A 26145-nucleotide genomic window follows, 5' to 3' on the forward strand; every position below is an offset into this window, starting at 1 on the left:
GTTTCTTTGTGAAATGGAGTAGGGGCAAAGCATTTGCGGCAAAATGCTCTAATCAAGGCTCAGAGTTTTCTACGAAACGCTTTGCCCCTACCTTCCCAACTGGAACGCCTTGGGGTTGATTCCAAATCTGCGCCGAAAAGCGGTACTGAAGGCTTCGGGATTGCAATACCCGACCCTGGCTGCCACTCCCGCGATCGACAGATCAGAATTCAGCAATAATTCCTGGGCAACCTGCATCCGGTGGTGATGAACATACCCAAAGGGCGTTGTACCAAACACCTGTTGAAATCCCTGCTTCAACCGATATTCACTCAGTCCTACCTGTTGGGCGATCGTCGCTAGCGAGGGTGAAGTGTTGGTATGGCGAATTAACAAGTCTCTGGCTGTATAAAGCCGTTCCCGTTCAATGGAGGTCAATCGCCGCGAGCGTTCCCTGGAGGATGGCTCTCCTGTCCATTGCGAAAACTGCAACGCCAATAGCTCCAGGGCCTTGCTCTCCAGATATAACTGCTGTGTCAAGCCCTGGTAGGGAGCCTGCAAAATTTGCTGTAACACCTGATTCATAGCGGCTGTCGTTTGTCCGAGAGGGTGGTGGAATCGCCGAGTCCCATCTCCTGCCAGAAAACGCTGAAGGGGTTGAGCTAAATGAGGGTCATTGGAATAAAAGGAACGAAAGTAATCGGCAGGTGCATAGATCATCACCACCTGAATCGGCTCATCGGATTGCCATTCCTCTACTTCGGTCAAATCCGGCAGGTGATAGAGATAGTTGCAGCCGGTCGCCTCGGTATAATCCGGTTCCACCTCTGCCGCCCCTTTTGTTTTCACCCTGGAGGAACCCGATAGATAAAATTTTGCTGTCAACGGAAAGACCGAGTCATGCTGCTGTTCTAAGCTTAAGGGCTGTCGCAGCGTTGCCTGACGAATGTGAAGGGTTAACCCATTCCGCAGGTGAATGAAGCGATCGCCTCCCTTGCCTAAAATGCTGGGCAAGTTGCTCTGTGTCTCAAAAGCCGTTTGTTGATGGATGATTTCCCCCTGCTGTTGGGCGTGCTCTGCGAGGGACTGAAAATCAGATAAGGTGAGGGCGATCGAATCCCTTCGGTGGGTTATTGCCCCTTTTACATGAGTTTTTGCAGAAATTGCCATCCCCCTCTCCCGACTATTTTACTGCCACTTATTCTCATTAAGAAAGATGACGGATGTCAAGCGGAAGGACTCCGTTTTGCGATGAAGGTTTTCCCCAAGGGTAAGATCTTCTCCAACGTGGGTTTGTTCTGAAATCTTGCGATCGCGTCTGACGGGAAGCAAGCATCAGACACAAGGAGGACAGATCTGTGCAAATCTGCTGCCATCCCACAAGTATGAGCCGATTTTCGGTTGAAGACTTTAAACGGAAGAAGCTACTTCAGTTGCCAGTCGATGGGTGCCTCAAAAATGTCTGCCTCAGAGAAAGGGCACGATTGGGGCAGTTGCTCAGGGTCGAGAGGCGTTTCTTGACCTACCAGGTTTAGCCCCTTTTCATAACCAATCTCGATCGCTTCGCTCAAGTAGGGCTTCAAGCTAGGATTTTCCTTGAGGTGACGACGAATTTCCTGACGCTGTTCTTTAATTGTGTAGACCCAACTCTTAGATCGGGCTTCGGATTGGTAGTGCCACTTGAGCAGGTGTCCCAACAGCACCCCCAATCGATTCCGCAACTCCCGCCGCTCCTGCCGACCCAAGGATTCGATCTCCTCAATCAGGTTCTCAATATCAAGTTCCCCTAACTGACCCGCGCGCAGCAGTTCAACCTGATGCTGAGTCCAGGCATAAAAGTCCTGATCATAGAGTGTAGTGGTTTGCATCGGAAACACCATAGGTTCTCTGCGGTTCTCTTCTATTTTAAGCAAGCAGCCCTCTTGTAGGGTGGGCATCTTGCCCACCCAATGCGGGGATGAATATTTTGTCCGCTCCCCCATCACTGAATTGATTTGATTTCCGTGAACTCATGAACCGAAAGTCAATCTGTCTTCTCCATCGCCCACAGTTGGGGAATCCGATATCCGCCAATCCCCACAACCAATAATCCGCTCGAGGTCATGACATATAATAACGCGATGCCTGCTCCTGCTCCTGTGCCGACGATCGGACTGAAGAGAGCCGCAAACTGACCATTGGACTGCATCATGGGTTCAAACACGCGATCGGCTAACGGGCCTGCAATTAGCATGGCGATCGCAGAGCAAGCTTGCAAAATCAAGGCACTGGCAGCAAACACTCGTCCCTGAATCTCTGGTGTCACATTCGCTAACCAGAGGGCATCTTCCGAACTGCCGAGTAAAGGAAAGTTGAGGGAGGAGAAGCCCTGAGCCGTCACCCACACTGCCGGAATCCGTCCCAAGCCAAACATTGTTTTGCTGATTCCGGCTCCGATCATGCCATTCAGCAATCCCCGAATGCGCCGCTTGGTTCCGCCCCAAATGCTGACGATCACTGCTCCCGTCACCCCGCCAATTCCAGCCGCAACCGACGTACTGGCAAGAATCGCCGCATTGCCATCGGTACGCGCCAGAATCATCGGATCGTAAATTGCCTCACCCAGATCATGCACCATCCAAAAGCTACTGGTGAACAGCAACAACATCCGCAGATGGGGCTGCTTAAAAACGTATTGAAAACCAAAGAGAATATCTTGTCGAATGGTTTTGAGACGAAGGCGATCGCCTTCCCGCATAGTTTCTCGCATGGGTTGAGGAATATGAACTGAAATTAACGTGATGAATGCTGCGAAAAAGGTAAGGATATCAATCAGCAAAATTCCACCTAATCCAATCGCTGAATACAAACTACCTGCCAACGCCGGAGCAAAGATCGCAGGGCCATAGTTGAGAACCGATCCCATACTACTGACCCGTGTATATTGCTGAGGTGGAACTAACAATGTGAGGGATGTCGTGTAGGCAAGCTGTTGAATTTGAGCAAAACTGCTGTTGATCGCTCCAATCAGATAAAGATGCCAGATTTGTAATGCGTGAATGGAATATAGAATTAAAATGACCACGCTGGAAAGAACAGCGATCGCATCTGCCAGGATCATTAAATGTTTACGATTGAGGCGATCGACAATTACGCCCGAAAAGAGGGTAACGAACACTCGCGGTAGTTGCGAGAAGAACCCCACCAGGGCTAATGCCGTTGCCGATCCGGTGTCTTCCCACGCCCATAGGGTCAGGGCAAAGCTAGTCATGTAACTACCGACGGTGGACACCAGTTGTCCCAGCCAGATAATGATAAAAGTACGCATAGATCAAAGATTATGGATTCGTAAACAACGATCGTCTGGCGAGCATTCTTTTGCTACATTCAAGTAGAAATAGCTTTTTGACTCAATCATGCCAGCGTGAAAACTGACAGCCTCTTCTACGAAATCTTCCAGACCGACCCCAGCATTGTTTTTGACCTGATCGGTAGACCCCCTGCAAGAAATGTGGTTTATCACTTTGCCTCCCAGGAAGTCAAACAAACCAGCTTTCGAATTGACGGCATTCTGGTGCCACCGACGGAGACGATCGATTTGCCGATCGTATTTGTGGAGGTGCAGGGTTATCGAGACCAGAACAATGTGTTGTATTCCAGCTTTTTCAGCCAAATTTTTCTATATTTGCACGATTACCGACCTTCAAATGATTGGTATGCCGTTCTCATCTTCACTAAACGATCGCTTGATCCAGGGTTGCCAAGACACTACCGGGTCTTTGAAGCAAGTCCCCAATTTCAACAGATTTACCTGGAAGAACTCAACGAAGCTGAGAACCTTTCGCTAGGACTGAGCTTATTACGACTCATTGGTTTACAGGAGGAGGATGCTCCTATGGAGGGTAGGGAATTGGTTGCAAGAACACGGCAGGAAGTGAATGATGCTGAAATGCAGGAAAAGTTCATAGAATTAATAGAGACCATCTTGGTTTACAAGTTTTCTCAGTTGAGTCGGGAGGAGATTGCAGCCATGTTGAGATTAGATGATCTAAAGCAAACCAGGGTTTACCGAGACGCTCTGGAAGCAGGTCGCCAAGCAGGTCGCCAGGCAGGTTTGCAGGAAGGTCGCCAGGCAGGTTTGCAGGAAGGTCGCCAGGCAGGCAAGCTGGAGACGGTGCCGTTGTTGTTGAAAGCGGGGTTGACGGTGGAACAAATTGCCGAGCAACTACAGTTAGACTTGGCGGCAGTGCAGCAAGTGGCTGAACAAGGCTCTGAACCAGTGACGGAAGAAGAGTGAACACTGCCAGGGATTAAGATGTTGTGGCAAAAGCATTTCAGGTAATCTTTGCAAGAGCAATTCATCTTCCTTCCAGTCAGTGACCGGCAGTACTATCGCTGCGATCGCTCCCCTATTCTTAAGATACTTCCTCAACCAGGTACTTAAATAAGTCATCCAGAATAGCATTTGCCGCCAGAATGTTGCCGAAGATCCAGTAACCGGAATCAACAGTATAAACCTGATCCTGTTGGGCCGCTTTGAGCGTTTGCCAGAGGGGTCTGGTCTGAAAGCTTTTTAAAGACTCTTCCCCACCCGGATCAACAGCCGCAAAGATCACATCTCCATCCAGTAAATCTAAACGCTCCAGACCAACCTCTACATAGGTTTCACCCGGTTGAGTGGGTTGATTTTGGAGTGGGGGTCTGGGTAGCCCTGCATCTTCCAAAACGCTGCCAGGGAAGGAAGATGTTGTGCGAAATTCAGAGGTTTGATACCCAGCATAAAACCGAATAACAGACACCTCGGTCTGCTGGAGTCGATCGCCCATTGCCGCTTGAAATTCTGCAATGCGGGTTTGATATTGGGTCAGTAATTGTTCTGCTTTTTGAGTTTTGCCTAACAACTCTCCAACCTGTCGGAGTTCATCTTTCCATCCGATATGGGTGTAGTCAAACGATACCGTTGGAGCAATTTGCGAAAAGAGCGGATACTGTTCCGGGAAAATGGGAAACCCGACAATTAAATCAGGTTTTAATTCAACCATCTTTTCCAAATTTAACTGTTCTTCCTTGCCCAGCGAGGCAATGCCCTCAGCCTTTCCAGCTAAATGACGCGATCGACTACCGACGAGATTGGGTTCTCCAGATGCGATCGGTTTAACATCCAGAGCCAGTAAAACTTCCAGGGTGGTTTCGTCTACGGCAATCACCCGTTGAGGGTCAACCGGAACGCAAGTCTCTCCCAGTTGATGCTGAATGGTTCGACAATCGCCAGATGCGGGCTGATCGGCAGAAGACTGCAAGGAGTCTCTTCCCGTACAGGCAGTCACCCAGATACAGGCAAGAATTCCCAGAAGTAAGGATCGCCACCAGGTTCGAGATATACACCTGCAAAGAATTTGGAATGGTTTGAACATGACAGCCTCGTGAGTAACAGAGTTATAGCGGCAGAACTAAAAAAGGTAGGTGACAGAAAATTGAAATGTGAGGGGATCGGCCACGTAAACCCGCAAGGCATCGTCTACCGCGTCTATGTAGTCCACATCAAACAGGTTTCTAACGTTAAACGCCAGGTCGAGATTACCTCGACGATAAAATAGAGCCGCATCCGTCCTCACATAGCTTGGCACTTGAAATGAGTTTGCCAGATCCGCCTCTCGCTCTCCGACATAAAACAGCCCCAGTCCAAAGCCTAATCCAGCTAAGTTGCCATTGGGAATGGTGTAGGTTGTCCACAGGCTGGCAGCATTACGGGGCACATTCGCAATCTGATTGCCCACAGGTAAATCATTATCCTCTGTGATGCTGGCATCGGTGTGGGCATAGCTAGTGCAACTTCAGGAGACCTTTTTTGCAAGGGGTTCTAGCAAGGGACATTCAAACCAGTCACACACTCTGGTCTTTAATTCCTGTACACTCAATTTCTGTTGCGGTTCTACAATTGCTCGTTTTGCATGTATCCACTTCGGTTCAATCGCATTCAACCAGGGACTCTTTACTGGTAACTGACACACGATCAATCGCACTCCCTTTCCAGTTTGTTTGACTTGTGCATTATGTTGTTTAATCCATTGCTGGACTTGTTTAGAGACATGCCAGCTCGCATTGTCCCAGACCAACGGCATGACTCGTTTTCCCATCTCGCTCACTTGAGCCGTGACCCACTCTAAAAATTGACAGGTGATCTCACTGACCGGGCGCTGCTCGACAAAACGCAATAACATTTGTGCCTCTGCTCTCAAGTAAATGCCATAACAAGCAATTGCCTTCGGCTCAGTTTCAGCTTTGTCAGCTGTCTTCTCCACCAACTGCAATGGCTGACCCTCCTCACTCCAACTGTGCATCATTGGATCACGCAGCCGACTCCACCACACCTCGTCGAGAAATCCTACCACCCAATCTGGGTTTTGCTCACTCATCTGGATCAAGCGGTCGCGTTGCCGCTTTTTTAGCTCATACTGCTCATCGGGAGAAACAATCCAGGCTTTAGCTCGACGCCAGCTAATCCCCATTGCTTTGAGTGCTTCCTCAATCGTGGTACGGCTCACCTGATGCTCGGTGAGACCTTGCTCATGAGCCACCTCTGCTAGCAAGTCCAACGTCCAGGTGGAACGAGATTTGCCATAGTGCCGAGGATTGGCATGCAGCAACTGATGTAACTGAGCACGCTTGTCCTGATCAAAGATGGGTTTGACCGTTTTAGGGCGACTCGATTGGGCTTGCAAACAAGCTAATCCCTGCTGATGGAAGGCACGTATGGTATTGCGAACAGTCTGAACACTGCAACCGACCGCAGCAGCAATTTCTCTGGCTTGAGTTCCTCGGGCACTGGCAAGCAGAATTTGGCAACGGCGTAGGGTAAAGGCATTTTTAGATCGCAATCCCTGTTCGAGGGCTGTTTGCTCAGTCTCACTCAAGGGACGCACGTATAGGGGGGGAAGCATCAGGACAATCAGCAAATTAAAAGTTGTTAATCCTAGCGTAACTTCTGCTCTCACCAATTGCACAATAGCTTCGGTGAAGTCACACTAGCGACGATATTCCAGTTGGGCAAAATTTCCCCTTGAGCTAATAGTTCAACGCCACGGCTGCGTTGCTCTCCGGTCTGGACACTAAAGTTTGGATTATCCAAATCAGTGGTCAGTACATTGGAGAGCGTTAAATCAAACAAGGACAAGGTGGTCGAGAGCCGTCCGTCTAACCAATCGGCTTTAGCGCCCACCTCCCATTGGGTACCTCGTGAGGGACGAAACAGTGTATTGGTCGCACTGCGTCCTGTCACTTGCTGAAATGAGCGACTGTAGCTGCCGTAGAGGGAAATGTTTTCTGCTGGTTTAAACAGAATGCCCACCCGAGGGCTAAAGGCGGTATCGCTCTGGGACTCGCGCGAATCCGCTTCTTGCCGATCTTCACTGGATGCATTGACAAAATCAACCCGTCCTCCCAGCAAGACAATCAGGCGATCGCCCCAGACCCTGAGCTGATCTTGCAGGTAAACTCCCCAGCCCTGGTTCGTGAATCTAGAAGAGCCTTGCTCACCGGGCAAAGGATCTCCAACCCCTGTGTAGACTGGATCAAACAGGTCAATGGGCTGAACTGCAAAGGATTGGAAATTCAAGAAATTTTCTTCAAAGACGTAATCAATTCCAGTGGATAGGGTATGGGCGATCGCTCCGGTTTCAAATTCGCCCGTCACGAAGGCGGTTGCCTGGTAGTTGTTGATATTCGTTTCAAACAGCTCTCCCAATCGCTCCAGAGTCCGAAAATCATCTAGCAGGTCGAGGACAAAGGCTTCTCGCTGTTCTGCTTGCAGGTAGCTATAGCGAAAGCTATGACGCAACGACCATCTATCATTCAGGCGATGGTTCAGGTCGTAGCCAATATCCGCCCGATCGACTGGTGAAAGCGATCGCCTTCCTTCCCTTCCAGTAAACGCTGAAGCGGTAACGGCAACTGGCTGTTTTCTGCGTCAAAGGTGATGAAGAGATTGGGGTCAACTTCCAGCCGAATCAGATGCATACGTTGATGGGCAAAAAACTGTTCGGTTTCCTGAATATCGGGCAGAAAAAACAGATAGTTGTAACCCGCCTGTTCCAGATACTCTTCAGGAATGCCTGGAACACTGGGCGTTAACACTCGTTGAAAGCCATCCAGATAAAACTTAGACACCAAAGCTCTGTGATCGGTGTGATCGTTTGGTTCGCTCACATCGGCATAGTAGTAGTCATCAATCAGCTCAAGGCAAAGCTCCGGACGGAAAGAAATTGTCCAGGAATGCTCTTTTGCCAACGGATGTTCATGGGTTTCAATGCGATCGAATCCATTACAGCGTTCGAGCACCGTACTTTGACTTGAATTTTGCTCTCTTAACTCAAAAAACCCCTGTTCTGCGTACAGTTTGGTCATTTCAGCATGTCATCGGATTCATGGAGATGGTTTTAATCCTGCCATATTACACCATTAATGAAACTAAGTCTCATTTAGCAGCAGCATTATTACAGGCGCAATAGGACTTCTAAATCCCTTAATAAAAATTGTTACGAATAATTAACGAAAGAATCAGGGTTTGAGAAGTGCAATAAACGTCCGTTGGCTCAATTTTTCTAGCCCAACCAATCCGGGAGATGCCGATGCAAATCGCTGAACGTTCCCTCAGCCTCAATTCTGCCCTCGTTGAGGACAATCAGGTGATCCGCTCGGCGCAGGACAGGAAGACGGTGGGAAACAACAAGGTAAGTTGGCATGTAGGAATTGGAGGCAGAGAAGGGCGAAGTGGAGCTTTTGAGGGCAAAGAGGCGTGACCAGAGTTTTTGTTCTGTCTCCAGATCAAGCGCACTGGAAAGATCATCGAAAACCAGGAGTTCGGGTTGTCTTACCAACATGCGGGCCGCTGCGGTACGCTGCTGTTGTCCACCCGAAAGCCGCATTCCCTTCGAGCCGATCAGAGTATGTAATCCATCTGGCATTTGAGCAATATCTTGTTCCAGAACAGAAAGATCGATCGCTTGTTCGAGTTCCTGTTCGCTCCGCTGCAATCCTAACAGCAGGTTTTCCTGAAGCGTATTACTGAAAAGTTGTGGAACTTGGGGCGTGTAAGCACTTCGAGGGGGAATCAAAAATTGATCGGGTTGAAGAATGCGCTGATGATTCCAGTACAATTCCCCAGCCTGCATTGGCAATAGACCCAGCAGCACTCGCAATAAGGTCGTTTTTCCCGAACCCACGCGACCTGTAATGACGGTCAAATGACTGCGCTTGAGCGTCAAACTCACATCAGTAATACCTCGATCGCTCCCAGGGTAATAGTACGTCAGATGGATAGCTTTTAGCTCTTGAAGTGGCGTGGTGTGATCTTGCAATGGTTGCCCTACAGCAGGTAGTTTAGGCATCCGTTCTTGAACCGTGAGGAAACGAATATCAGGCAAATATAACGGGGCATGGGTGACAATCGCCTCAGTTTTCCTGGTATTCTGATTGCCATTCTTTTTTGTATTCTTGATGAAATTCTGATTGGTATCGTTTCTTACCGTGGAATTAGTTCGCCCCTTCACCAGTATATCTATCCGCTCAAAGGCTACTTCCGTTTGTTTAGTGAGGGTCAGGAATCCACCCATAAACCATAAAAAATCTGTGACAAACGCCAGATAATATACAAACAGGGCAAAATCTCCCACACTGATGATGCGATCGCCCGTGGAATTCAATAGGGCTGCCAGTAACAGAATGAGTCCTGTTCCCAGATTGACTAAATTTTCCAACACCGATTGAATGCCGGACGTGAACACCTGATCCTGCACCATGCGTTGGCGACGTTGTTCATTTAATTGATGAAAGTGATGCAGTACCGACGTTTCTACTCCGGCAACCTGAATCGCCTGCACCGAGCCAAACAATTCTCCAATGAGCCCAGTGACCTGCTGTGTGGACTGACGGCTGGCAAAGCGATAGCGTTTAATGTGGGTTTCTGCGTAGCGCACAATCACAGCGATCGCCACCAGCGGTAAAAAGACCAGTACAGTGAGCCGCGCCTGAACGCTAAACAGAATTACAAGCGAAGCTAATGCAAATACACCTGCCCCCAAAATTTCATTGGTGCCGACAACGTTATCCTCAATCTGAGCGGCATCTTCACGGAAAAAGCTGATGACTTCTCCAGGAGATATCGATCGATCGTTAATCATCAATGGTTCTGCACCAGGCTTTTGTAGTAGCTGATTCAGTAAATTTCGCTGCACCAGCGAACTGATTGTAAACCGATGCTGAGTTTTCGTGATTCGCCCTGTAAAAATAACAATGATCCGAGCCAGTCCCACCCCAAGGAGCCAGGCAACCAAAATGAGGGGCGATCGCAATGAGCCATCATTCTCTGTTCCATTCTCCACTAGTCGATCGAAGAATTCACGGATAATCAGACCTGGAACGGCAGGTAGCCCCATAATGAACAGCCAGAGAAGACTATCCAACAGGTACAATTTAGGCGCGTAAAGAATCAGTTGCCAAAGGTGGTTCCAAACGGGGACTCGCTGAGATGAGGTCATGACCAGAACTGCAACAACCTGCAAAAGAGCTTACAGCAAATCATGCAGCAATGAATTCCTATTTTGGCTCCTGGCGGGATTTTTTTGCACCCTAGACGGAATTTTTTAGCCTGATTTCCGAGCCTCAGCCTGGGATTGCCAGATCCAGCGGTAGGCGAGCTGTAATGCTTATATCTGAGGTGAGGAAACATTTTCGACATTTTCCAGTGTTGGAAGCTGAATACTGACGATCGTTCCCTGATCGGGATCGGAAGTGATGAATAATTCACCTCGATGGGCCTGAACAATTTGCTTCACAATTGCCAGTCCTAAACCATTGCCGGAAGGTTTGGTGGTGAAAAAAGGAGTTCCGATCTGATTGATTAACTCCGGTGGAATCAGGTTGCCATAATTCTGAACGCTAATTTGCACCTGACAGGGCATCATTCCCGGCTGAATACGCCAGGTCACGGTATCTCCAGACTCGATCGCCTCACAGGCATTGCGGAGTAGGTTCACGAAAACCTGCTTTAGTTTGTCTGGATCGCCCAATACCCAAACGGAGGAAAGCGACGACAAAAATGTGATTGGGCGCGATTGGGCAACGGGCAGTTCTTGCAGGGAAGTTAACAAGGCTTGACTGAGATGATTGAGTTCGATGCGAGTGGTTTGCAGGGTTTGGGGACGGGCATACAGCAGAATTTCATTGAGTAACCGTTTCAGGCGTTCAGCTTCTTCCAGGGCCAACTCAAGCCGCTGTTGGGCAGAGTTGGGAAGTTCCAACTTTTGGAAAGAATTGAGGCCCATTAACACGGTCGTTAAGGGATTGCGCACTTCATGGACGATCATGGCTGCCAGTTCACCGATTTCAGCCAGACGGGCCTGGGCTTGTTCTGCCTGTTTGCGTTCCGTAATATCTCGTACCAGAGCTAAAACGCATCTGCGCCCATCGTATTCAATCACTGAAGCAGACACTTCACCCGGAACCAGTGTTCCCTGCTTGGTACGGCAAGCCAACTCATTTGTCCAACCGTGTCCCTGCTCCAATACCGACTGGCTGAACGCAATCATCTTATCCAGTTCATGGGGATGAACCATTGAAATCCGCACGGAGGATAGCAGTTCTTCACGGGAATATTGGAGGTGCTGAACAGCTCGCTGATTGGCTTCTAGAATGCGATCGCCCTCTGGGTCAAGGACAAAAATGGCATCGTTCGAGTATTCAAAAATTTGACGCAGTTGAGCTTCACGGGTTTTCAGGACAGTTTCCGTCTCTTCATGGCGGCGAATTTCTGCCTGTAGATGAGTCTGAGTTTGCTCTAGTTCCTCCGTCCGCTGCTGTAGCTGACGAGTCAACTGCTGATTTGCCTCAATCAACGTAGCCAAAAGTGTCTTCAGCATCTGGTCTGACGGTTGGGATGTAGAGTAAGAGGCGGAGAGAGACACAACACAGCTCCTGGGAAAACCAACTCCTTAAGGCTTGCTGCGTCAATTTTGCCAGAGTCTAGCCCTGATCTGACGTTTCATCAGTTATTTCTTAACCTTGGCGATCGCCCTCTGATGGGGTGCAGTGCTTGATTTACGGCGGGAGAGGGAACTGCAATGGTGATAATACATTAAGAAATCCTAAAAGAGTTGGGGATTTGTATGGAAATAGTGACTTTTTACAAGATTAACGGAATCTTGAGGAGAGGGCTGTTATCGTGTGGGATCCTGAGCAGGTTTGTTCAATTTACCGCATCTTGTCTTCCTAACGATCGCCTGTTGTCTTTATACCAGTGTTCTACAGTTAAATGTCAGGCGTTATGAGTACAAGGCGTTATGAGTACACCGTCTTTTCAGCATCGGTTAGGTGTCCACAAGTTCCCCATACAATCAGTGCTGATCGTACCGTTTGTGCTGCAAATTGCAACAGCGGTAGGGCTGACGGGATATCTTTCGCTTCGCAATGGTGAACGAGCAGTCAATGAGGTGGCGGCTGAGTTGCGCCAGGAAACCACGGCTCGAATTCAGCAACGACTGGATCAGTACTTGGCGATGCCATTTTTGGTGAATCAGTCTACGCTGGATGCGATCGAGCTAGGACTGCTGGATTTAACCGACTTACCGACCCTACAACGCTACTTTTGTCGTCAGTCTCAATCCTTCGATCCAGTCAATTTTGTCTATTACGGTAGCGCGGAGGGAGAGTTCGCAGGGGGTGGTTTTCCCCTCGGGCGCAGCAGACCGATGCAGGTTCATTTGGTCGAACGATCGCAGCCTGAACTCCTGCGGTTTTATCACTCCGATGCTCAGGGTAATCCGCTGCAACTGGTGCAAGAAACGCCTAATTTTGTGGTGCAAAGCCGTCCCTGGTATGTCGCAGCCGTGGAGTCAGGACAGCCAACCTGGGGAGAAATTTTTACGTTTCAGGCTTTTCCCACCATGGCGATTCCGGCCAGTATGCCCATTTACAATTCTGACGGTCGTTTGCAGGGTGTCATTGCCAACAACTTCTTTCTGGAACAGGTCAGCGACTTTTTACAAACCCTGGAGATTGGCAGAACAGGACAAACCTTTATCATTGAGCGATCGGGACTCCTGGTGGCCAGTTCTACCCTGGATCAACCGTTTCTGGTGGAGGCAGGAGCAGCCCAGCGCATTGATGCCCTCACTAGCTCGGATACACTACTCAGTGCCACTGCTCATTATTTAATAGAGCAGTTTGGCAACTTTGAGCAAATTCATCAATCGACGCAACTCAAGTTTCAGTTGGACGGACAACCGCAGTTTTTACAGGTGCTGCCCTATCAGGATGGTCGAGGGATTGATTGGTTGATTGTCGTTGTGGTGCCTGAAGCTGATTTCATGGGAACCATACAAAAAAATACCCAGAAAACGATCGCGCTCTGCATGTTGGCTCTGGTTGTTGCCATTTTGCTGGGTTCTCGAACCTCCCACTGGATTGCTCAGCCCATTCTGCGCCTGAATCAGTCCGCCAAATCCCTCTCCAGGGGAGAATTTGACCAGCGGGTAGAAGCAGCTAGCGGCATTATTGAGTTGGAAGTGCTATCGCAGTCCTTTAATCGAATGGCAGCCCAACTGAAGGAATCGTTTGAAGACTTAGAAAGCCGTGTAGAACAACGTACGATCGAACTTAAGGCGGCCAAAGAAACTGCCGATGCTGCGAACCAGGCAAAAAGTGAATTTTTAGCTCGCATGAGCCATGAATTGCGAACGCCGCTCAATGCAATTTTGGGATTTACACAACTGTTATCACGCCGTGCTTCTCCTGGGACTGATACATCGGAACTACAGATTATTAGCCAAAGTGGTGAACATCTTTTGGAATTAATTAATGATGTTTTGGAGATGTCTAAAATTGAAGCAGGACAAATCACTCTGAATCAGTCTAACTTTGATTTGTATATGTTGCTCAACACCCTGGAAAGAATGTTCCATCTACGCGCCAGGGTCAAGGGACTGAAGTTAATTTTCAGTATCTCAGATCGCGTCCCCCAATACATTCGTACCGATGAGCGTAAACTGCGTCAGGTTTTAATCAATCTATTGGGCAATGCGATTAAATTTACGGAACACGGTAGCGTCATTTTAAAAGTCAGTTCGTCCCCTCTGCTTAACCCCTTATCTGCGTCCCAGACGCTCACCTTCAGAGTTGAAGACACTGGGCTGGGCATCAGTCCAGAAGAAATTCCTACCCTGTTTGAGGCGTTTTCTCAAACGGAAGCTGGGCGAAAATCTCAGCAGGGGACTGGATTGGGGCTACCCATTAGCCGAGAATTTGTGCAGATTATGGGAGGAGAGATTACGGTTGAGAGTATTCCGGGGAAGGGAACAACCTTTGCCTTCTTCATCCAGGTGGACTTGGTCGATGCAGGAGAAGTAGTTGTGCCACAGCCAACCCGTCGCATTACGGCTTTAGCTCCCAATCAGCCCACCTATCGCCTGTTGGTCGTAGACGATCGGGCAGTAAACCGAGAATTGATGCAGCGGTTATTGGCTCCACTGGGGTTTGAGGTGCGCGAAGCAGAAAATGGACAACAGGGAGTAGAAGTCTGGCAGCAATGGCAACCACACCTGATCTGGATGGATATGCGTATGCCTGTAATGAATGGATATGATGCAACGCAGCGTATTAAATCCCATTTGCAAGGCCAGGCAACTGTCATCATTGCATTGACCGCAAGTGCGATGGAAGAGGAGCGATCGGTGATTTTATCGGCGGGTTGTGATGATTTTGTTCGCAAACCAGTTCAAGAAGAAATCATCCTGAAAAAAATGGCTGAACACCTGGGAGTGCAATATATTTATGAAGAAGTGCTGCCGCAGTTGTCATCTGATTTGCCTGTCCAAGAGCTACAACCTGCTGATCTGGCAATCATGCCGGATATTTGGGTTGAAGAACTCTATCAAGCAGCTAATCAGGCAGACAATCAATGGTTGTTGCGGTTGATTGGTCAAATCCCCATTACGGAGACCCGCTTAATCACAACCTTATCCAGTTGGGTTCGGAACTTCCGTTGTGACAAAATCATCAGTCTAGTTGAGCAACGCGATGGATACTCCCCTAACTAATTCATCAAAAGGTACGATTCTAGTCGTAGATGATACGCCAGAAAATTTGCAATTGCTGGCTACCACATTGACGGAGCAGGGGTATGAGGTACGAGGGGTAGTGAGTGGCGCAATGGCTTTACGGGTGGCGCGATCGGTTGTGCCTGATTTAATCCTGCTGGATATTTTGATGCCGGAGATGGACGGCTATGAAGTTTGCCGGATCCTCAAGACGGATGAGCGCACCTGCGAAATTCCTGTAATTTTTTTGACTGCCCTGGTAGAGGTTTTAGACAAGGTTAAAGCATTTGCTGTCGGGGGCGTGGATTACATTGTTAAACCCTTTCAAGCCGCAGAAGTGTTGGTGCGGATTGAAACCCACCTCAGTTTACAAGCAGCGAATCAGCAAGTCCGGCAGCTGAATACTGCGCTGGAACAACGAGTCAGGGAACGAACTGAAGCATTGGAGCGGCAAAACCTGCAACTTCAGGAAAGCGAGGCGCGATTTCGCCTGATTGCCGAAAATATGAGCGATCTGGTTTGTGTTCACGGATTAAAGGCCCAGTACCTCTATCTCAGCCCATCGTGTCATACCGTATTGGGCTATGAGTTGGATGAACTGTTGGAAACCACTCCCTACGATCTTATCCATGCTGAGGATCAGGAAAGAGTTCGTTTAGAGGTGTACTTACCTGTTTTACGTGGTGAAGAAGTTTCGTCTATTTACCGAGTCAAAAAGAAAACGGGAGAATACATTTGGCTGGAAACTAAATTTAAACCGATCTGGAATGCATCAGGACAGGTTGTGCAGTTTCAATCTGCCTCACGGGATGTTACCGATCGAGTTCGGGCTGAGGAACAACTGAGCCATGATGCTTTACACGATGCCCTGTCTGGTTTACCGAATCGCCATTTATTAATGGAACGGATTGAGCTAGCCATTAAGCACGCTAGCCGCACAGCGGAATACTGTTTTGGTGTATTGTTTATCGATCTGGATCGCTTCAAGGTGGTGAATGATAGTTTGGGTCATTTGATTGGTGATCAGCTCCTGATTGAAGTCTCCCGTCGATTAGAATCCTGCCTGCGGACAACGGATACAGTCGCTCGGTTGGGTGGGGATGAGTTTACGATATTGTTAGACGATATCCAGGGTTTAACAGATGTGACCAAAGTTGCAGAACGGATTCAGCAAAAACTCCGATCGTCTTTCCAGATCGAAGGTCATACGGTGTACACTACCGCCAGCATTGGCATTGTCTTAGGTTCAGTAGATTATCATCGCGGTGTAGATCTCTTGCGGGATGCTGATATTGCCATGTATCGAGCGAAGGAAAGCGGGCGCGATCGGTATGAGGTGTTTGATAAGGCAATGCATCAGCAAGCACTGGAACGATTGCAGCTAGAAAGCGATTTGCGACGAGCCTTGGAGCAGCAAGAGTTTGTCCTTCACTATCAGCCGATCGTAGAGTTAGTGACTCAACGCCTGGTAGGATTTGAAGCGTTAATTCGCTGGCAGCACCCGGAACGGGGATTAGTCTATCCAGACACTTTTATTGCGGTTGCAGAAGATTCTGGCTTGATTGTGCCGATGGGAACCTGGGTATTGCAGGCAGTCTGCCAACAGTTGCGGATCTGGCAGGCGGTAGCTGGATCTGCCGCCCTAACGGTCAGCATTAACCTGGTCGGGAAACAGTTAAAGTCACCCAATTTTGTCACCCAATTGGATGCAATTTTGGCAGAAACGGGACTGGTCGGAGAATGTTTAGATTTGGAAATTACCGAAAGTACGCTGCTGGAGAATACAGAATCGATTAAAACCAGCTTGTTACAGTTGCGAGAGCGGGGATTGCAGATTAGCATTGATGACTTTGGCACCGGATATTCATCCCTGAGCTACTTACATCAGTTTCCCATCAACACCCTGAAAATCGATCGCACCTTTGTGCAGCAGATGAGTCATGGCAAGAAGGATGACAGCATTGTCCAGACCATCATTACCCTGGCCCATACGTTACACATGGAGGTTGTAGCTGAGGGAATTGAGACCACTGAACAGCTCGATCGCCTGAAGGCACTGAACTGTGAGTTGGGACAGGGGTATTTGTTTGCGCGGCCGCTGGATCAAGAGCAGGCAGACCACTGGGTGAACAGGGCGTGCTCTTCCTGAACTCTTCTCAATCGTTCCCCAAACCGTTCCCTAAACCGCTCCCTAAACGGCTGGATCCTGAGCTACCATATTTTTGGGTATATCTCAGTTTTGTATTTGCATGGCCTATTGCCCACTGGCAGGTAAGACTTCGGCTTGAGTGCTCAGAGTTCGGCGAGGCTCACTCGAGCCGTCGAAACGCTGTCTGCGCTGCGGCGATCGACCCATTTGCATCAATGGGATGCTCTCCCGTATTTTCTAGCGGTCTAAGCTGGCAGGCTAAAAGCCGATCGCTGTAGGATTGTAAGTGCAGGTTGTTCAAGCAATGCTATGTCCCTACCCAGTGACCCTTCTCCATTGATCCAAACCCTTTCTCCTGAGCGATGGGCCGGGTGGAGCATGGACTTTATTGGAGCAGGGTATGTCGGGCTTTTGGTAAAGAATGGTCAACTCATCCGTAAATTGGAGCCAGGACGACACTTCAGCTTTGCGCTGCCACTTCTGGAGCAATGCCATCTGGTATTGGTAGACAATAAAGTGCGCAATTTGGAAGTGCTGTCGAAGGGTGATTTTTTGTCCAAAGATCAGTATGTCGTCAACGTTTCCCTGAGCGTGATGTATCAGGTTATTGACCCGAAGCGGGTTGCCCTGGAGCTATCTGATCCGATCGGCTCTTTGACGAGTGCAGTGAAAGATCTTTTGGGGGTGGTGATCAACGATCTGCGGCTGGATCAGTTGCTTCAGCAGGGCCGGGTCGAAATTCGGCAATATTTAACCAGCCATCCTGATACATTTTATCTGCTGGGGTTTAACCTGGACGATGTGCGTGTGGGGGATATCAGTTTTCCCCAGTCGCGGGGAGTCGTACGGCAGGTGGAAGGATTAACAGCGCGAGAGGAAGCCTCCCACCAGGCCACCCTTCAGCAACTGGGGCGATCGAATCCAGCAGGCACTCAGCGTGTTTCATCGGATCCCTCGTCTACTCCTCAGCGCAACGCTGCATCCGACCAACCAGCGACGGCCTGGTTTCCGGGTGCCAGGGATGCTAAATCTCTCTCTGGCAAGCCTCCCGCCCAGCGTCGTCCGCTGCCCCCCACTACCCTTGCACCTACGACAGACTCTACAACGGCTCATCTGGTGCATCAGCAAACTGGGGCGATCGTTCCCCTGACGACCAATCCTTTTACGATCGGTCGGGAGCCAGACAACCATCTGGTGTCTGAAAGTTCTTTCTGCTCGCGCTACCATGCTCGAATTGAACGCAGCCTGACTCCGGATGGGGCAATTTTGTATCAATTGATAGATGTGGGTAGCTCGAATGGGACGTTCCTCAATCAGCAGAGGTTAGTCAGCAATCAGCCTGCTCCTTTGGACGGTGGGGCAGTCATTAAGATTGGAGATGATGAGTGGATGCTGCAATTGTCCTGAGGGTCGTGAATCCAATAGCCCGTTACTTTGCTGACCGGGCGAGCCAGATACCCACCTTACAAGAGTTGCAATTATTCAATTCGCATTCCTAACCTTTCCGGTCGTTTCCAGCCGTTTCCAGTCGTTGCCCATTAGGGATCCAGAAAGGGGATGCCAAAAATCAGCGTGTAGACCAGAAGCCCCGTCACAATGCCATAGGATGTGGAGAGCAGTGATGGAAAAGGAATGTTTCGAGCTAGAAAGAGCAAGCCGCTGAAGGTTAATGAAAAGATGAATACACCAACCGTGTAGCCATAGCTGTAACCGTACTCTGTCAGGACAGTCACCAGAATTAATAGCGTGATCATCCAGATCGCTGCAATGAAAAAGTACAGGGCTGGGGGGAGCTGGACGGGTGCTCTCAGGGAACGGGTAAAAAATGTCAGATAAGTAATGATGATAGGGGGCAGGGCTGCGGCAGCCAGGCTGCGGACTCCAGTTTCCACGTTGAGGGCAAAGGACTGGATCACTAGAATGATGCTGGTGCTGATCAGCAGAGCATGGGCCAGGGTGATCAACATGCGGTTCAGCGCATGAACGAGCGGACGCGATCGCCCCAACGTTTCAGAATTATTCGGCTGCTTTCTGTCTCTAAAATCATTTGTCATGCGCTGTATAAAAATGAAAGTAGCAATGCTCTATGCTCCTCATCTTTCAGTATCTATGCAGAATTTACGCCTATCCCAAGGTATAGATCGCCAACAAAGTTATGCTGCTTACCCCCTCTCATGAGCGAGATCCTCGCTGGGATCCCAATAGTATTCTGGAATGAAAAATTGCTCATTGATGGGGAGGCGGACATAGCCGTGGGTGGGAGGTTTACGCGGAGGCAGTTCAAGGGCCTCTGGGGTGATGTCCTGGTAGGGAATTTTAGACAGGATGTGCCGAATCAGGTTGAGGCGCGATCGGCGTTTGTCATTGGAATTGACCGTAAACCAGGGGGCTTCAGGAATATTCGTGTGGGCAAACATTTCATCCTTGGCCCTGGAGTAGTCTTCCCAACGATCGCGGGATTCCAGATCCATTGGACTCAGCTTCCATCGCTTGGCTGGATCTTTGATTCGCTGCTGAAACCGTTTCTCCTGTTCCTCATCGCTGACAGAGAACCAGTATTTCAGCAAAATGATGCCCGATCGCACCAGCATCCGCTCAAATTCGGGACAGGACTGCATAAATTCCTGATATTCTGCCTCAGTGCAAAAGCCCATGACCCGTTCTACCCCTGCCCGGTTGTACCAACTGCGATCGAACATTACGATTTCTCCGCCGGAAGGAAGATGGGCCACATATCGCTGAAAGTACCACTGGGTTTTTTCCACATCCGACGGTTTACCCAATGCCACCACCCGACAGCCGCGCGGATTCAGGGGTTCTATCACTCGCTTAATGGCACTGCCTTTCCCAGCAGCATCTCGTCCTTCAAAGATAATAGCAATCCGCAAATCATGATGCTTGACCCAGTATTGCAGTTTCACTAATTCAGTCTGCAAGTGGATCAGTTCTTCTTCATAAAACGATCGCTTCAATCTCGGCAGGTTTACATTGAGATAATCTGCGGCAGAGTAGATAGGCTCTCTTGACCACTCACCATTCTGCTCCACAAAGGGTTCACGATTTACTTCATCAGATGATCCATTATGGGAGTTCTTAGCCTGTTCTAACGCTTCTATTTTTTTGGACTTTTGCTTCTTGGAGTGTTTTTTCATTTTTTCAACTGCTTAGGGATGGACTCAACCCAGGCTTCGTTATATCTACAATATAAGTCCATTCCCAGAATTGCCAGCTAATCTGTCATGGATTTCAACTCACCTTCTCCTATTACAGCCCAATGGTTAAGCCGTGATTCGACGCAGATTGCACCTGAACTCATTGGCTGTACCCTCGTCCGACAAATGCCCGATGGAAGTTGCTTTCGGGGAGTCATTGTGGAAACGGAAGCCTACGCACCTGAAGATCCAGCGATGCATGCCTACCGTCGTCCAACGGCTCGGAATCGGGTGATGTTTGGTGCAGCGGGAATTGCCTATGTGTATTTAATTTATGGAATTTATCATTGCCTTAACATTGTTACCGATCGAGCGGAGATTCCCAGTGCGGTGCTGATCCGTGCTCTACAACTGGACACTCTGCCCGATTGGATTACTCCTCCCCAATCCCTGAAGCCCGATCGGGTGGCTGCCGGGCCGGGCAAACTTTGTCGGGCCCTCAAGATTGATCTGGCGCTCAATGCAACTCCATTCCAACCGGGACAGGGACTCTGGTTGGAACATCGTTATCCCTGGTTTCAGCAGCAGATGGATCAGGACAAATTATCGCTGACTCAAACAACGCGAATTGGGTTAACTAAAGGGGTGGATCTGCCCTGGCGGTGGTATTTGACGGATAGCCCAGCGGTTTCCCGAAAGGGTTGATGGCACGAGTCCTGAAATGAGTCCTTAACATTGAGGTCGATCGTCTATACCAATTTCCATAAAAGTTAAGGAGAAAATTGCCTGCCAAGTCCTTAACTTTCCTGTATCGACTGTTGTTGATTCAAATTTTATAACTAAGACATGAACAACGTTTTCACCTTCAGAGGACAAAACCATGCAACTAGTTTACCGCGCTGCTCAATATGAAATGAATGCTTTTGAAAATGAAGCTGGTATTCAAATAAAGCAAAATAATACCACTGGAATCTACCGGGGTGTACCGATCGCATTTCAGTTTTCAGGCATCCAACGGACTTTGCAAACCGCTATCCCTCTGAAGTATCGTGGTGTGGCTTACATGAGTCTTCGTTAAGACGGACGTTAAGGGCAATATTGATCCGTAATGGACGATTGATCTAGGATGGACGGATGATCCAGGGTGAGAGGTTGAAGAACTTGGTAGAACTTTACTGCCAGTCTTCAACTTTTCACCTTGCAGAATCCAGATATTGCAGTGGCACGTAGGCCTGATTACAAAAAATTACGATTGTCAGAGTTTTTTATAGTGCTACGCACTGAGATTAGGAAGGTAAAAGCCCCGCGCTGCGGGGCTTTTACCTCTAAATTTGTCCTAACTACTGTGACTACAGCCATAACAGATAGGATGATGGGAAGGGAGCATTCTACTGATGCAAATTGATCAATTTCCGTAGCGCAGGCAGCGTTCGGCTGAGCACTCACGCCGAAGTCTTGCCTGCCAGGGAGATATTTGTTATGTAAAAGCAAATTTGGGCTACACCCGATTACTCTTCTTCTAACAGCATAGATGTGGTTTTAGTAAGTTGGGCGATCGTTTCAATCATATAAGGACCGCGCAGTTGACGAGTTCCAAGGATCAGGAATAGAATGCCGATCAGGAAATCAAAGCTGAGCAAACCAATGGCAGTGGTTAACCAATATTGCTGGCGGCTGTACAGAAATAACACAATGAAGGCTTGCAGTAATACAAACCCCGTCATCAATAGGGTCGCGCCAATGGAGAGAACGATCGCTGCGGCAACAATGCGCTGCTGTTCACGGGCAAGTTCTCGTTGGGCGGTTTCCAGGTGCAAGTCTACCAATCGGACGACAAGTTGCAGGCTCCGTTGACCATATGTTCCTAAGGTTCCGATTACGTCATCCACGACCACGATTTGAACCTCCAACGATTAATCCAATTAAAAACCCGATTCCTAAGGCGGTTAGTAAGCTGGTTCCTGGTTTTTCTCGGACTCGATCTTTCACATCGGCAAGTACGCCTTGTTCCATCTGAGCTAAAACGGTTTCGGCGCGTTTTTCTAGCAGATCTAGCGTTTTTTCAACGGCAGGTAGCATTTGATCTTGCAATTGAGCCAGGTCGGACTGAACAGCTTTTATTTTTTCAGTTTTTTCGGTTTTTGCTAACTGATATAGCTCATGTAGTTGGTCTTTAACTAAGGTGCGTGTTTGTTCAGTTTGTCTGGTAATATAGTCAACAACAGAGTCTAGGTTTCCTTGAGTCTCGACCAGTTCATCTAACTCCAACTGTTGCCATTCTTCCAGGATCAGTGGAGTCAGGCGATCGAACTGTTTTCTAAATTTTTTGGGTGAAAGGGTTGCTAAAGTAGAGTTTTTATTTGCTTTTTTGCCCATGTTATTTCTAGTTTTGCTCATTTAATAAGGGTTTTAATAAGGTTGCTGTCACTGAAAGTATATCAATAAAGCTATCAATCCACCTCTCTACAGAGATGGACTTTGACGCGATGTTCTGTGTGTTGTATCGCCCAAAAGCTGTCCTAAAACAATTCCATTGTCATCCCCAGCAGCAGAAATATGCCAAGACCCAGGCGATACCAGATGAATATCCAGTTCGTGTGGTGTTGTAAGTAGTGTAATAACCAGGCGATCGTCCCATAGGAAAAGACAAAGGCAGAAGCGATTCCCACCAGTAAAGAAACTGCGGTATCTGGACGGATCAGGACTGCTTGCGATTCGTGTAAGGTGGCGATCGTCAGAGTGGGCAACCCTAACAAAAACGAAAATTTGGCAGCGGTCTGCCGTTTTAACCCTAAGAACAGTCCAGCGGTTAAGGTCGAACCCGATCGAGATGCCCCTGGAAGCAGAGCCACCATTTGCCCCAGACCGATCCATAGTCCATCTCGAATGGTCAGGGAGTCAAAGCTGCGTTTTCGTTGCCCCGTGCGTTCCGCTAAACCCAGTAAACCGGCCATGACAATGGAAGTAATGGCAATCAGCAAATTACCACTGAATGCATTTTCAGGGAAAAATTCTGTGATCAACCATCCCCCCATTAAGGTTGGTAACACTCCGATCGCCAGACCCACCAGCAGTTTCCATTCTTCCTGGTGCCATGCCTTTGCCCGAAATGCAGACCATGCTCCCACCCAAACCTGGCGCAGATCCGCCCGAAAATACCATAGGATTGCCAGTACGCTGCCAAACTGGATCGCAGCAGCAAACCATCTTTGACCGACCACCGCTGTCCATCCAAAGGCTCTGGCAACCACTAGCAGGTGGGCCGTGCTGCTAATGGGTAAAAATTCAGTAATGCCCTGAACCAATCCCAGGACGATCGCTTGCAGTATTTCTTGAGTTAAATTCACTGGTTGATGCGCTTCTACCGATTGTCTGGGGAACCGTTGATCAGATTACAATTAGACGGTATCAATATCCTCCTCATCGTTATCATCGTCATCGGCTAATTCCGTAGGCTCAATTCGGTAGAGTCCACCATCCTCCTCATCCGTGAGTACATAGATATAGCCATCTGGGCCCTCACGTACATCTCGAATTCGTCCAACAGTCTGCAACAGTAATTCCTCTTCATGGAGCACTTCTTGTTCATTAAAGAGAACTCGACGAATCCGCCGGCTGGCAAGTCCGCCCACCAAAAGATTGCCTTGCCAGGATGGAAATTGATTCGCAGTTACTAGCGTTACGCCCGATGGAGCATGGGTAGGTAGAAATTCATAAAATGCTTCTGTAATTCCTTCCATCTGACGAGCCACTGACTCGGGAATCGGTTCTTCGGTGTCATAGTCCAATCCGCGAGTTACCAGGGCCAACCATAGTTGTTCCCTGCTTCGATTTGATAGAGCAAGTCTCCACCCCGTGGGCCATGATCCACAGCCCAAATTTCACCCGTCTCCCGGTTCACCAGAAGGGCTTGAATGTTGCGGTTGCCGTAGGTGTAGATCTCATCCGCGACATCTGGGTTGCCCACAAACGGGTTATCAACGGGTACTGTGCCATCCTCGTTCAGCCTTAAAACCTTCCCGGCATGATCGGTCAAATCCTGGGCGCGTAGAGGCTCAAACCATCGATCGCCGATCGTCATTAAGATCTGTCCCTCATTAGTCCAGGCAAGCCGAGAGCCATAGTGCTGACCGGGTTCAGAATAGCGGTTTTGCACAAACACATCTTCTACATCAACCAATGTGTTGCCGTCTAATCGACCTCGTGCCAGAGCTGTCGCCGTTTCACCATCGTTGTTGGGTTTGGAATAGGTCATATAAATCCAACCATTGGTTTCATAGTCGGGATGCAGCACCACATCCAGTAATCCACCTTGCCGTTCAACATTGACTTCAGGAACCCCCGAAACCTCAATGACCTGACCATTCTCAATAATGTTGAGTCTTCCCGGACGCTCAGTGACCAAATACCGCCCATCCGGTAAAAATGCCACAGCCCAGGGATGCTCTAATCCACGGGCAATTTCAACGACGCGAATTTCTTCATACTGTGTATCTTCAGTGGCAACTTCCCGCAGGGTTTCTCCTAGCTGAGTCGTCTCCCCCAAATCCTCTTCTGCATCCGGCTCAAGGGCGATCGCTGGCACTGCACAGAGGGCACCCAGTAGCAGGGCAGCAGTTAAGGTTGATAGTTGTCTCAGTCGAATACTCATACTACAAAACACCCCACTCACTCTCAATAAAGTAGTTGGTTGTCGGGAAAATCTGCCCTCAGACACAACCTGCACAGAGGTATCATCAAGGGACTGATAGACCGATGGCATCTATCCTGGGGTGTAACCGTGTTTGGGAGGGAGTTTCTGCGGTGAGTATTTGCAGTTCGGCTGGGCAATCGTTTTGCTCGGTTAACTGGGCAGGCAAGACTTCGGCTTGAGCTTAGTCGAAACGCTGCCCACCCCACAAGCGCACATTCAAGGTGGCACCCGGCAGGGGCGCACAGCAGTGCGCCCTTACAGCAGATTTCTTCAAAGATTAGGATGCCATTTTATTGCAGATCCCTCAGAGGGTCATCGATCGCCCATAGCTCCGCCAGCACGTCCTTACAGCAGATTTCTTTAAGGTGCAAGACGGGCTTTTTTGAGGCGGCTGGTTTCGTACCATTCTGCGATCGCCGGAACCCACCCCTGGAAAGGTTCCCACAACAACTCACAAAGATGCTGTGCTTCCAACTGGGCATCGGCTTTCCAGCGTAAATCCAGCAAATGCATAAACGATCGCACATTCGCAGACATAACCCAATGCTGCCGCACGTCAAAGGGAATCAGTCCCCTGGCATGTTCTTCAGCAAATCCTTGATTGATTCGCTCTTGATACCGTTTACACGCCGTTAAACACCACTCAACATCCTGCTGGCGGAGTTCTTCGGTGTAGTCATATTTTTTGCCCTGGCGATCGGTGTAGCTGCCCAGGGGACGCAGGTAAAATACTTCTTCAATGTCGCGGGTTCCTTCTACTACGTCAATAATTCGCTTTCCGGTATAGCGGAATGACTGTACATCAAAGCTGACCCCGACGCGATGGGTACGGATCTGCTGCATCGTAGAGTGAGGAAAAAAACCGCAGTTTACCGTGATTTGGGGATGTTCTAAGGGGCCATAGTGCCCGCGATTTCCCGCTAGCAGGCTTTTGACAATAATTTCACCGCATCGTTCCTCCGAAGGAAACCGATCGCGATCATCCCAAACAAAGCCTTCCGCATAATCCTGGTGCATTGCTGCATAGATCGATCGCTGGGGTTCGGGGGTTTGGGAAATGACTTCAACTTTAAAGAGGGAATCCATAACCGTGTAGGGCAAAAC

23 protein-coding genes and 1 pseudogene are annotated in these 26145 nt (G+C 49.0%); 6 read left to right on the plus strand and 18 right to left on the minus strand.

All coding sequences use genetic code 11. From position 1 onward, the window contains the following. Positions 1-87 precede the first annotated feature (87 nt). From ACM1PF_RS01890 to ACM1PF_RS01900, 3 genes are all read right to left on the minus strand, one after another. On the minus strand, positions 88-1149 hold the full coding sequence (locus tag ACM1PF_RS01890; protein WP_416671894.1) for a helix-turn-helix transcriptional regulator: 1062 nt from the start codon (positions 1147-1149) through the stop codon (positions 88-90). A 254-nt stretch (positions 1150-1403) separates the two neighbouring features. Further along, complete coding sequence (locus ACM1PF_RS01895; RefSeq protein WP_416676537.1) at positions 1404-1847, minus strand: DUF29 domain-containing protein; 444 nt, start codon at positions 1845-1847, stop codon at positions 1404-1406. Between the two features lie 155 nt (positions 1848-2002). Continuing rightward, positions 2003-3286, minus strand: a complete 1284-nt coding sequence (locus ACM1PF_RS01900; RefSeq protein WP_416671895.1) for an MFS transporter — start codon at positions 3284-3286, stop codon at positions 2003-2005. A gap of 96 nt (positions 3287-3382) precedes the next feature. Here ACM1PF_RS01900 and ACM1PF_RS01905 point away from each other — a divergent pair, with 96 nt between their 5' ends. Beyond that, positions 3383-4255, plus strand: a complete 873-nt coding sequence (locus tag ACM1PF_RS01905) for an Rpn family recombination-promoting nuclease/putative transposase (RefSeq protein ID WP_416671897.1) — start codon at positions 3383-3385, stop codon at positions 4253-4255. A gap of 118 nt (positions 4256-4373) precedes the next feature. On the opposite strand, the gene ACM1PF_RS01910 is transcribed toward ACM1PF_RS01905, so the two are convergent. From ACM1PF_RS01910 to ACM1PF_RS01940, 7 genes are all read right to left on the minus strand, one after another. After that, positions 4374-5372 (minus strand): iron-siderophore ABC transporter substrate-binding protein, encoded by a 999-nt coding sequence (locus ACM1PF_RS01910; RefSeq protein ID WP_416671899.1) that lies wholly within the window; start codon positions 5370-5372, stop codon positions 4374-4376. A gap of 36 nt (positions 5373-5408) precedes the next feature. Beyond that, positions 5409-5735 (minus strand): TonB-dependent receptor domain-containing protein, encoded by a 327-nt coding sequence (locus ACM1PF_RS01915; RefSeq protein WP_416671901.1) that lies wholly within the window; start codon positions 5733-5735, stop codon positions 5409-5411. A gap of 57 nt (positions 5736-5792) precedes the next feature. Beyond that, positions 5793-6962, minus strand: coding sequence for an IS630 family transposase (locus ACM1PF_RS01920; protein ID WP_416669750.1), 1170 nt, complete (start codon positions 6960-6962; stop codon positions 5793-5795). Beyond that, the gene (locus tag ACM1PF_RS01925; protein ID WP_416676538.1) at positions 6950-7837 is read right to left on the minus strand and encodes a TonB-dependent siderophore receptor; all 888 of its coding nucleotides are present in this window, start codon (positions 7835-7837) and stop codon (positions 6950-6952) included. Before ACM1PF_RS01925 ends, ACM1PF_RS01920 begins: the two co-directional genes overlap by 13 nt. Then, positions 7822-8361, minus strand: a complete 540-nt coding sequence (locus ACM1PF_RS01930) for a hypothetical protein (protein WP_416671902.1) — start codon at positions 8359-8361, stop codon at positions 7822-7824. The genes ACM1PF_RS01925 and ACM1PF_RS01930 overlap by 16 nt, the downstream gene beginning before the upstream one ends. A 197-nt stretch (positions 8362-8558) precedes the next feature. After that, complete coding sequence (locus ACM1PF_RS01935) at positions 8559-10493, minus strand: ATP-binding cassette domain-containing protein (RefSeq protein WP_416671904.1); 1935 nt, start codon at positions 10491-10493, stop codon at positions 8559-8561. Positions 10494-10661: 168 nt separating this feature from the next. Next, positions 10662-11873 (minus strand): two-component system sensor histidine kinase NtrB, encoded by a 1212-nt coding sequence (locus tag ACM1PF_RS01940; RefSeq protein ID WP_416671906.1) that lies wholly within the window; start codon positions 11871-11873, stop codon positions 10662-10664. Between the two features lie 420 nt (positions 11874-12293). On the opposite strand from ACM1PF_RS01940, the gene ACM1PF_RS01945 reads away from it, so the two are divergent. Beyond that, on the plus strand, positions 12294-15047 hold the full coding sequence (locus ACM1PF_RS01945) for a hybrid sensor histidine kinase/response regulator (RefSeq protein WP_416671907.1): 2754 nt from the start codon (positions 12294-12296) through the stop codon (positions 15045-15047). Beyond that, a complete protein-coding gene (locus ACM1PF_RS01950) occupies positions 15028-17196 on the plus strand; it encodes an EAL domain-containing response regulator (protein WP_416671909.1) in 2169 nt (722 codons plus the stop codon). The genes ACM1PF_RS01945 and ACM1PF_RS01950 overlap by 20 nt, the downstream gene beginning before the upstream one ends. A gap of 160 nt (positions 17197-17356) precedes the next feature. Here ACM1PF_RS01950 and ACM1PF_RS01955 read toward each other — a convergent pair whose 3' ends face one another. Further along, a complete protein-coding gene (locus ACM1PF_RS01955; protein WP_416671911.1) occupies positions 17357-17497 on the minus strand; it encodes a hypothetical protein in 141 nt (46 codons plus the stop codon). A gap of 8 nt (positions 17498-17505) precedes the next feature. Between ACM1PF_RS01955 and ACM1PF_RS01960 the strand changes: the two genes are divergently transcribed. Beyond that, the gene (locus ACM1PF_RS01960; protein WP_416671913.1) at positions 17506-18603 is read left to right on the plus strand and encodes an FHA domain-containing protein; all 1098 of its coding nucleotides are present in this window, start codon (positions 17506-17508) and stop codon (positions 18601-18603) included. Between the two features lie 131 nt (positions 18604-18734). Here the strand turns inward: ACM1PF_RS01960 and ACM1PF_RS01965 are convergent, their stop codons facing one another. Further along, a complete protein-coding gene (locus tag ACM1PF_RS01965; protein WP_416671915.1) occupies positions 18735-19250 on the minus strand; it encodes a hypothetical protein in 516 nt (171 codons plus the stop codon). Between the two features lie 108 nt (positions 19251-19358). Continuing rightward, entirely contained in the window at positions 19359-20348 is a 990-nt protein-coding gene (ppk2, locus tag ACM1PF_RS01970) for a polyphosphate kinase 2 (RefSeq protein WP_416671917.1), read from the minus strand. An 87-nt stretch (positions 20349-20435) separates the two neighbouring features. On the opposite strand from ppk2, the gene ACM1PF_RS01975 reads away from it, so the two are divergent. Beyond that, a complete protein-coding gene (locus ACM1PF_RS01975) occupies positions 20436-21053 on the plus strand; it encodes a DNA-3-methyladenine glycosylase (protein WP_416671918.1) in 618 nt (205 codons plus the stop codon). Positions 21054-21228: 175 nt separating this feature from the next. Next, entirely contained in the window at positions 21229-21426 is a 198-nt protein-coding gene (locus tag ACM1PF_RS01980; RefSeq protein ID WP_416671920.1) for a DUF4278 domain-containing protein, read from the plus strand. A 430-nt stretch (positions 21427-21856) separates the two neighbouring features. On the opposite strand, the gene ACM1PF_RS01985 is transcribed toward ACM1PF_RS01980, so the two are convergent. The 5 genes and pseudogenes from ACM1PF_RS01985 to thyX all read right to left on the minus strand — a co-directional run bounded on the left by ACM1PF_RS01985 (position 21857) and on the right by thyX (position 26127). Then, the gene (locus tag ACM1PF_RS01985; protein WP_416671922.1) at positions 21857-22237 is read right to left on the minus strand and encodes a phage holin family protein; all 381 of its coding nucleotides are present in this window, start codon (positions 22235-22237) and stop codon (positions 21857-21859) included. Then, complete coding sequence (locus ACM1PF_RS01990) at positions 22230-22745, minus strand: hypothetical protein (RefSeq protein ID WP_416671923.1); 516 nt, start codon at positions 22743-22745, stop codon at positions 22230-22232. Before ACM1PF_RS01990 ends, ACM1PF_RS01985 begins: the two co-directional genes overlap by 8 nt. Positions 22746-22867: 122 nt before the next feature. Further along, on the minus strand, positions 22868-23695 hold the full coding sequence (locus ACM1PF_RS01995; protein ID WP_416671925.1) for an undecaprenyl-diphosphate phosphatase: 828 nt from the start codon (positions 23693-23695) through the stop codon (positions 22868-22870). Positions 23696-23746: 51 nt separating this feature from the next. Beyond that, positions 23747-25110, minus strand: a pseudogene (locus ACM1PF_RS02000) (PQQ-dependent sugar dehydrogenase). A 291-nt stretch (positions 25111-25401) separates the two neighbouring features. Beyond that, positions 25402-26127, minus strand: coding sequence for an FAD-dependent thymidylate synthase (gene thyX / locus ACM1PF_RS02005; RefSeq protein ID WP_416671927.1), 726 nt, complete (start codon positions 26125-26127; stop codon positions 25402-25404). Positions 26128-26145: the final 18 nt, after the last annotated feature.

Source organism: Egbenema bharatensis FJBBOT/2019 (assembly GCF_048077055.1).
Lineage (GTDB): Bacteria > Cyanobacteriota > Cyanobacteriia > Elainellales > Elainellaceae > Egbenema > Egbenema bharatensis.

What these genes read in the sequence shown, in the direction of transcription:
- thyX (WP_416671927.1), bottom strand. Translation starts at nt 26,127, where the DNA reads ATGGATTCCCTCTTTAAAGTTGAAGTCATTTCCCAAACCCCCGAACCC.
- ACM1PF_RS01900 (WP_416671895.1), bottom strand. Translation starts at nt 3,286, where the DNA reads ATGCGTACTTTTATCATTATCTGGCTGGGACAACTGGTGTCCACCGTC.
- ACM1PF_RS01965 (WP_416671915.1), bottom strand. Translation starts at nt 19,250, where the DNA reads ATGACAAATGATTTTAGAGACAGAAAGCAGCCGAATAATTCTGAAACG.
- ACM1PF_RS01940 (WP_416671906.1), bottom strand. Translation starts at nt 11,873, where the DNA reads ATGCTGAAGACACTTTTGGCTACGTTGATTGAGGCAAATCAGCAGTTG.
- ACM1PF_RS01930 (WP_416671902.1), bottom strand. Translation starts at nt 8,361, where the DNA reads ATGACCAAACTGTACGCAGAACAGGGGTTTTTTGAGTTAAGAGAGCAA.
- ACM1PF_RS01980 (WP_416671920.1), top strand. Translation starts at nt 21,229, where the DNA reads ATGCAACTAGTTTACCGCGCTGCTCAATATGAAATGAATGCTTTTGAA.
- ACM1PF_RS01890 (WP_416671894.1), bottom strand. Translation starts at nt 1,149, where the DNA reads ATGGCAATTTCTGCAAAAACTCATGTAAAAGGGGCAATAACCCACCGA.
- ACM1PF_RS01910 (WP_416671899.1), bottom strand. Translation starts at nt 5,372, where the DNA reads ATGTTCAAACCATTCCAAATTCTTTGCAGGTGTATATCTCGAACCTGG.
- ACM1PF_RS01975 (WP_416671918.1), top strand. Translation starts at nt 20,436, where the DNA reads ATGGATTTCAACTCACCTTCTCCTATTACAGCCCAATGGTTAAGCCGT.
- ACM1PF_RS01945 (WP_416671907.1), top strand. Translation starts at nt 12,294, where the DNA reads ATGAGTACACCGTCTTTTCAGCATCGGTTAGGTGTCCACAAGTTCCCC.
- ACM1PF_RS01990 (WP_416671923.1), bottom strand. Translation starts at nt 22,745, where the DNA reads ATGAGCAAAACTAGAAATAACATGGGCAAAAAAGCAAATAAAAACTCT.
- ACM1PF_RS01895 (WP_416676537.1), bottom strand. Translation starts at nt 1,847, where the DNA reads ATGCAAACCACTACACTCTATGATCAGGACTTTTATGCCTGGACTCAG.
- ACM1PF_RS01950 (WP_416671909.1), top strand. Translation starts at nt 15,028, where the DNA reads ATGGATACTCCCCTAACTAATTCATCAAAAGGTACGATTCTAGTCGTA.
- ACM1PF_RS01960 (WP_416671913.1), top strand. Translation starts at nt 17,506, where the DNA reads ATGTCCCTACCCAGTGACCCTTCTCCATTGATCCAAACCCTTTCTCCT.
- ACM1PF_RS01935 (WP_416671904.1), bottom strand. Translation starts at nt 10,493, where the DNA reads ATGACCTCATCTCAGCGAGTCCCCGTTTGGAACCACCTTTGGCAACTG.
- ppk2 (WP_416671917.1), bottom strand. Translation starts at nt 20,348, where the DNA reads ATGAAAAAACACTCCAAGAAGCAAAAGTCCAAAAAAATAGAAGCGTTA.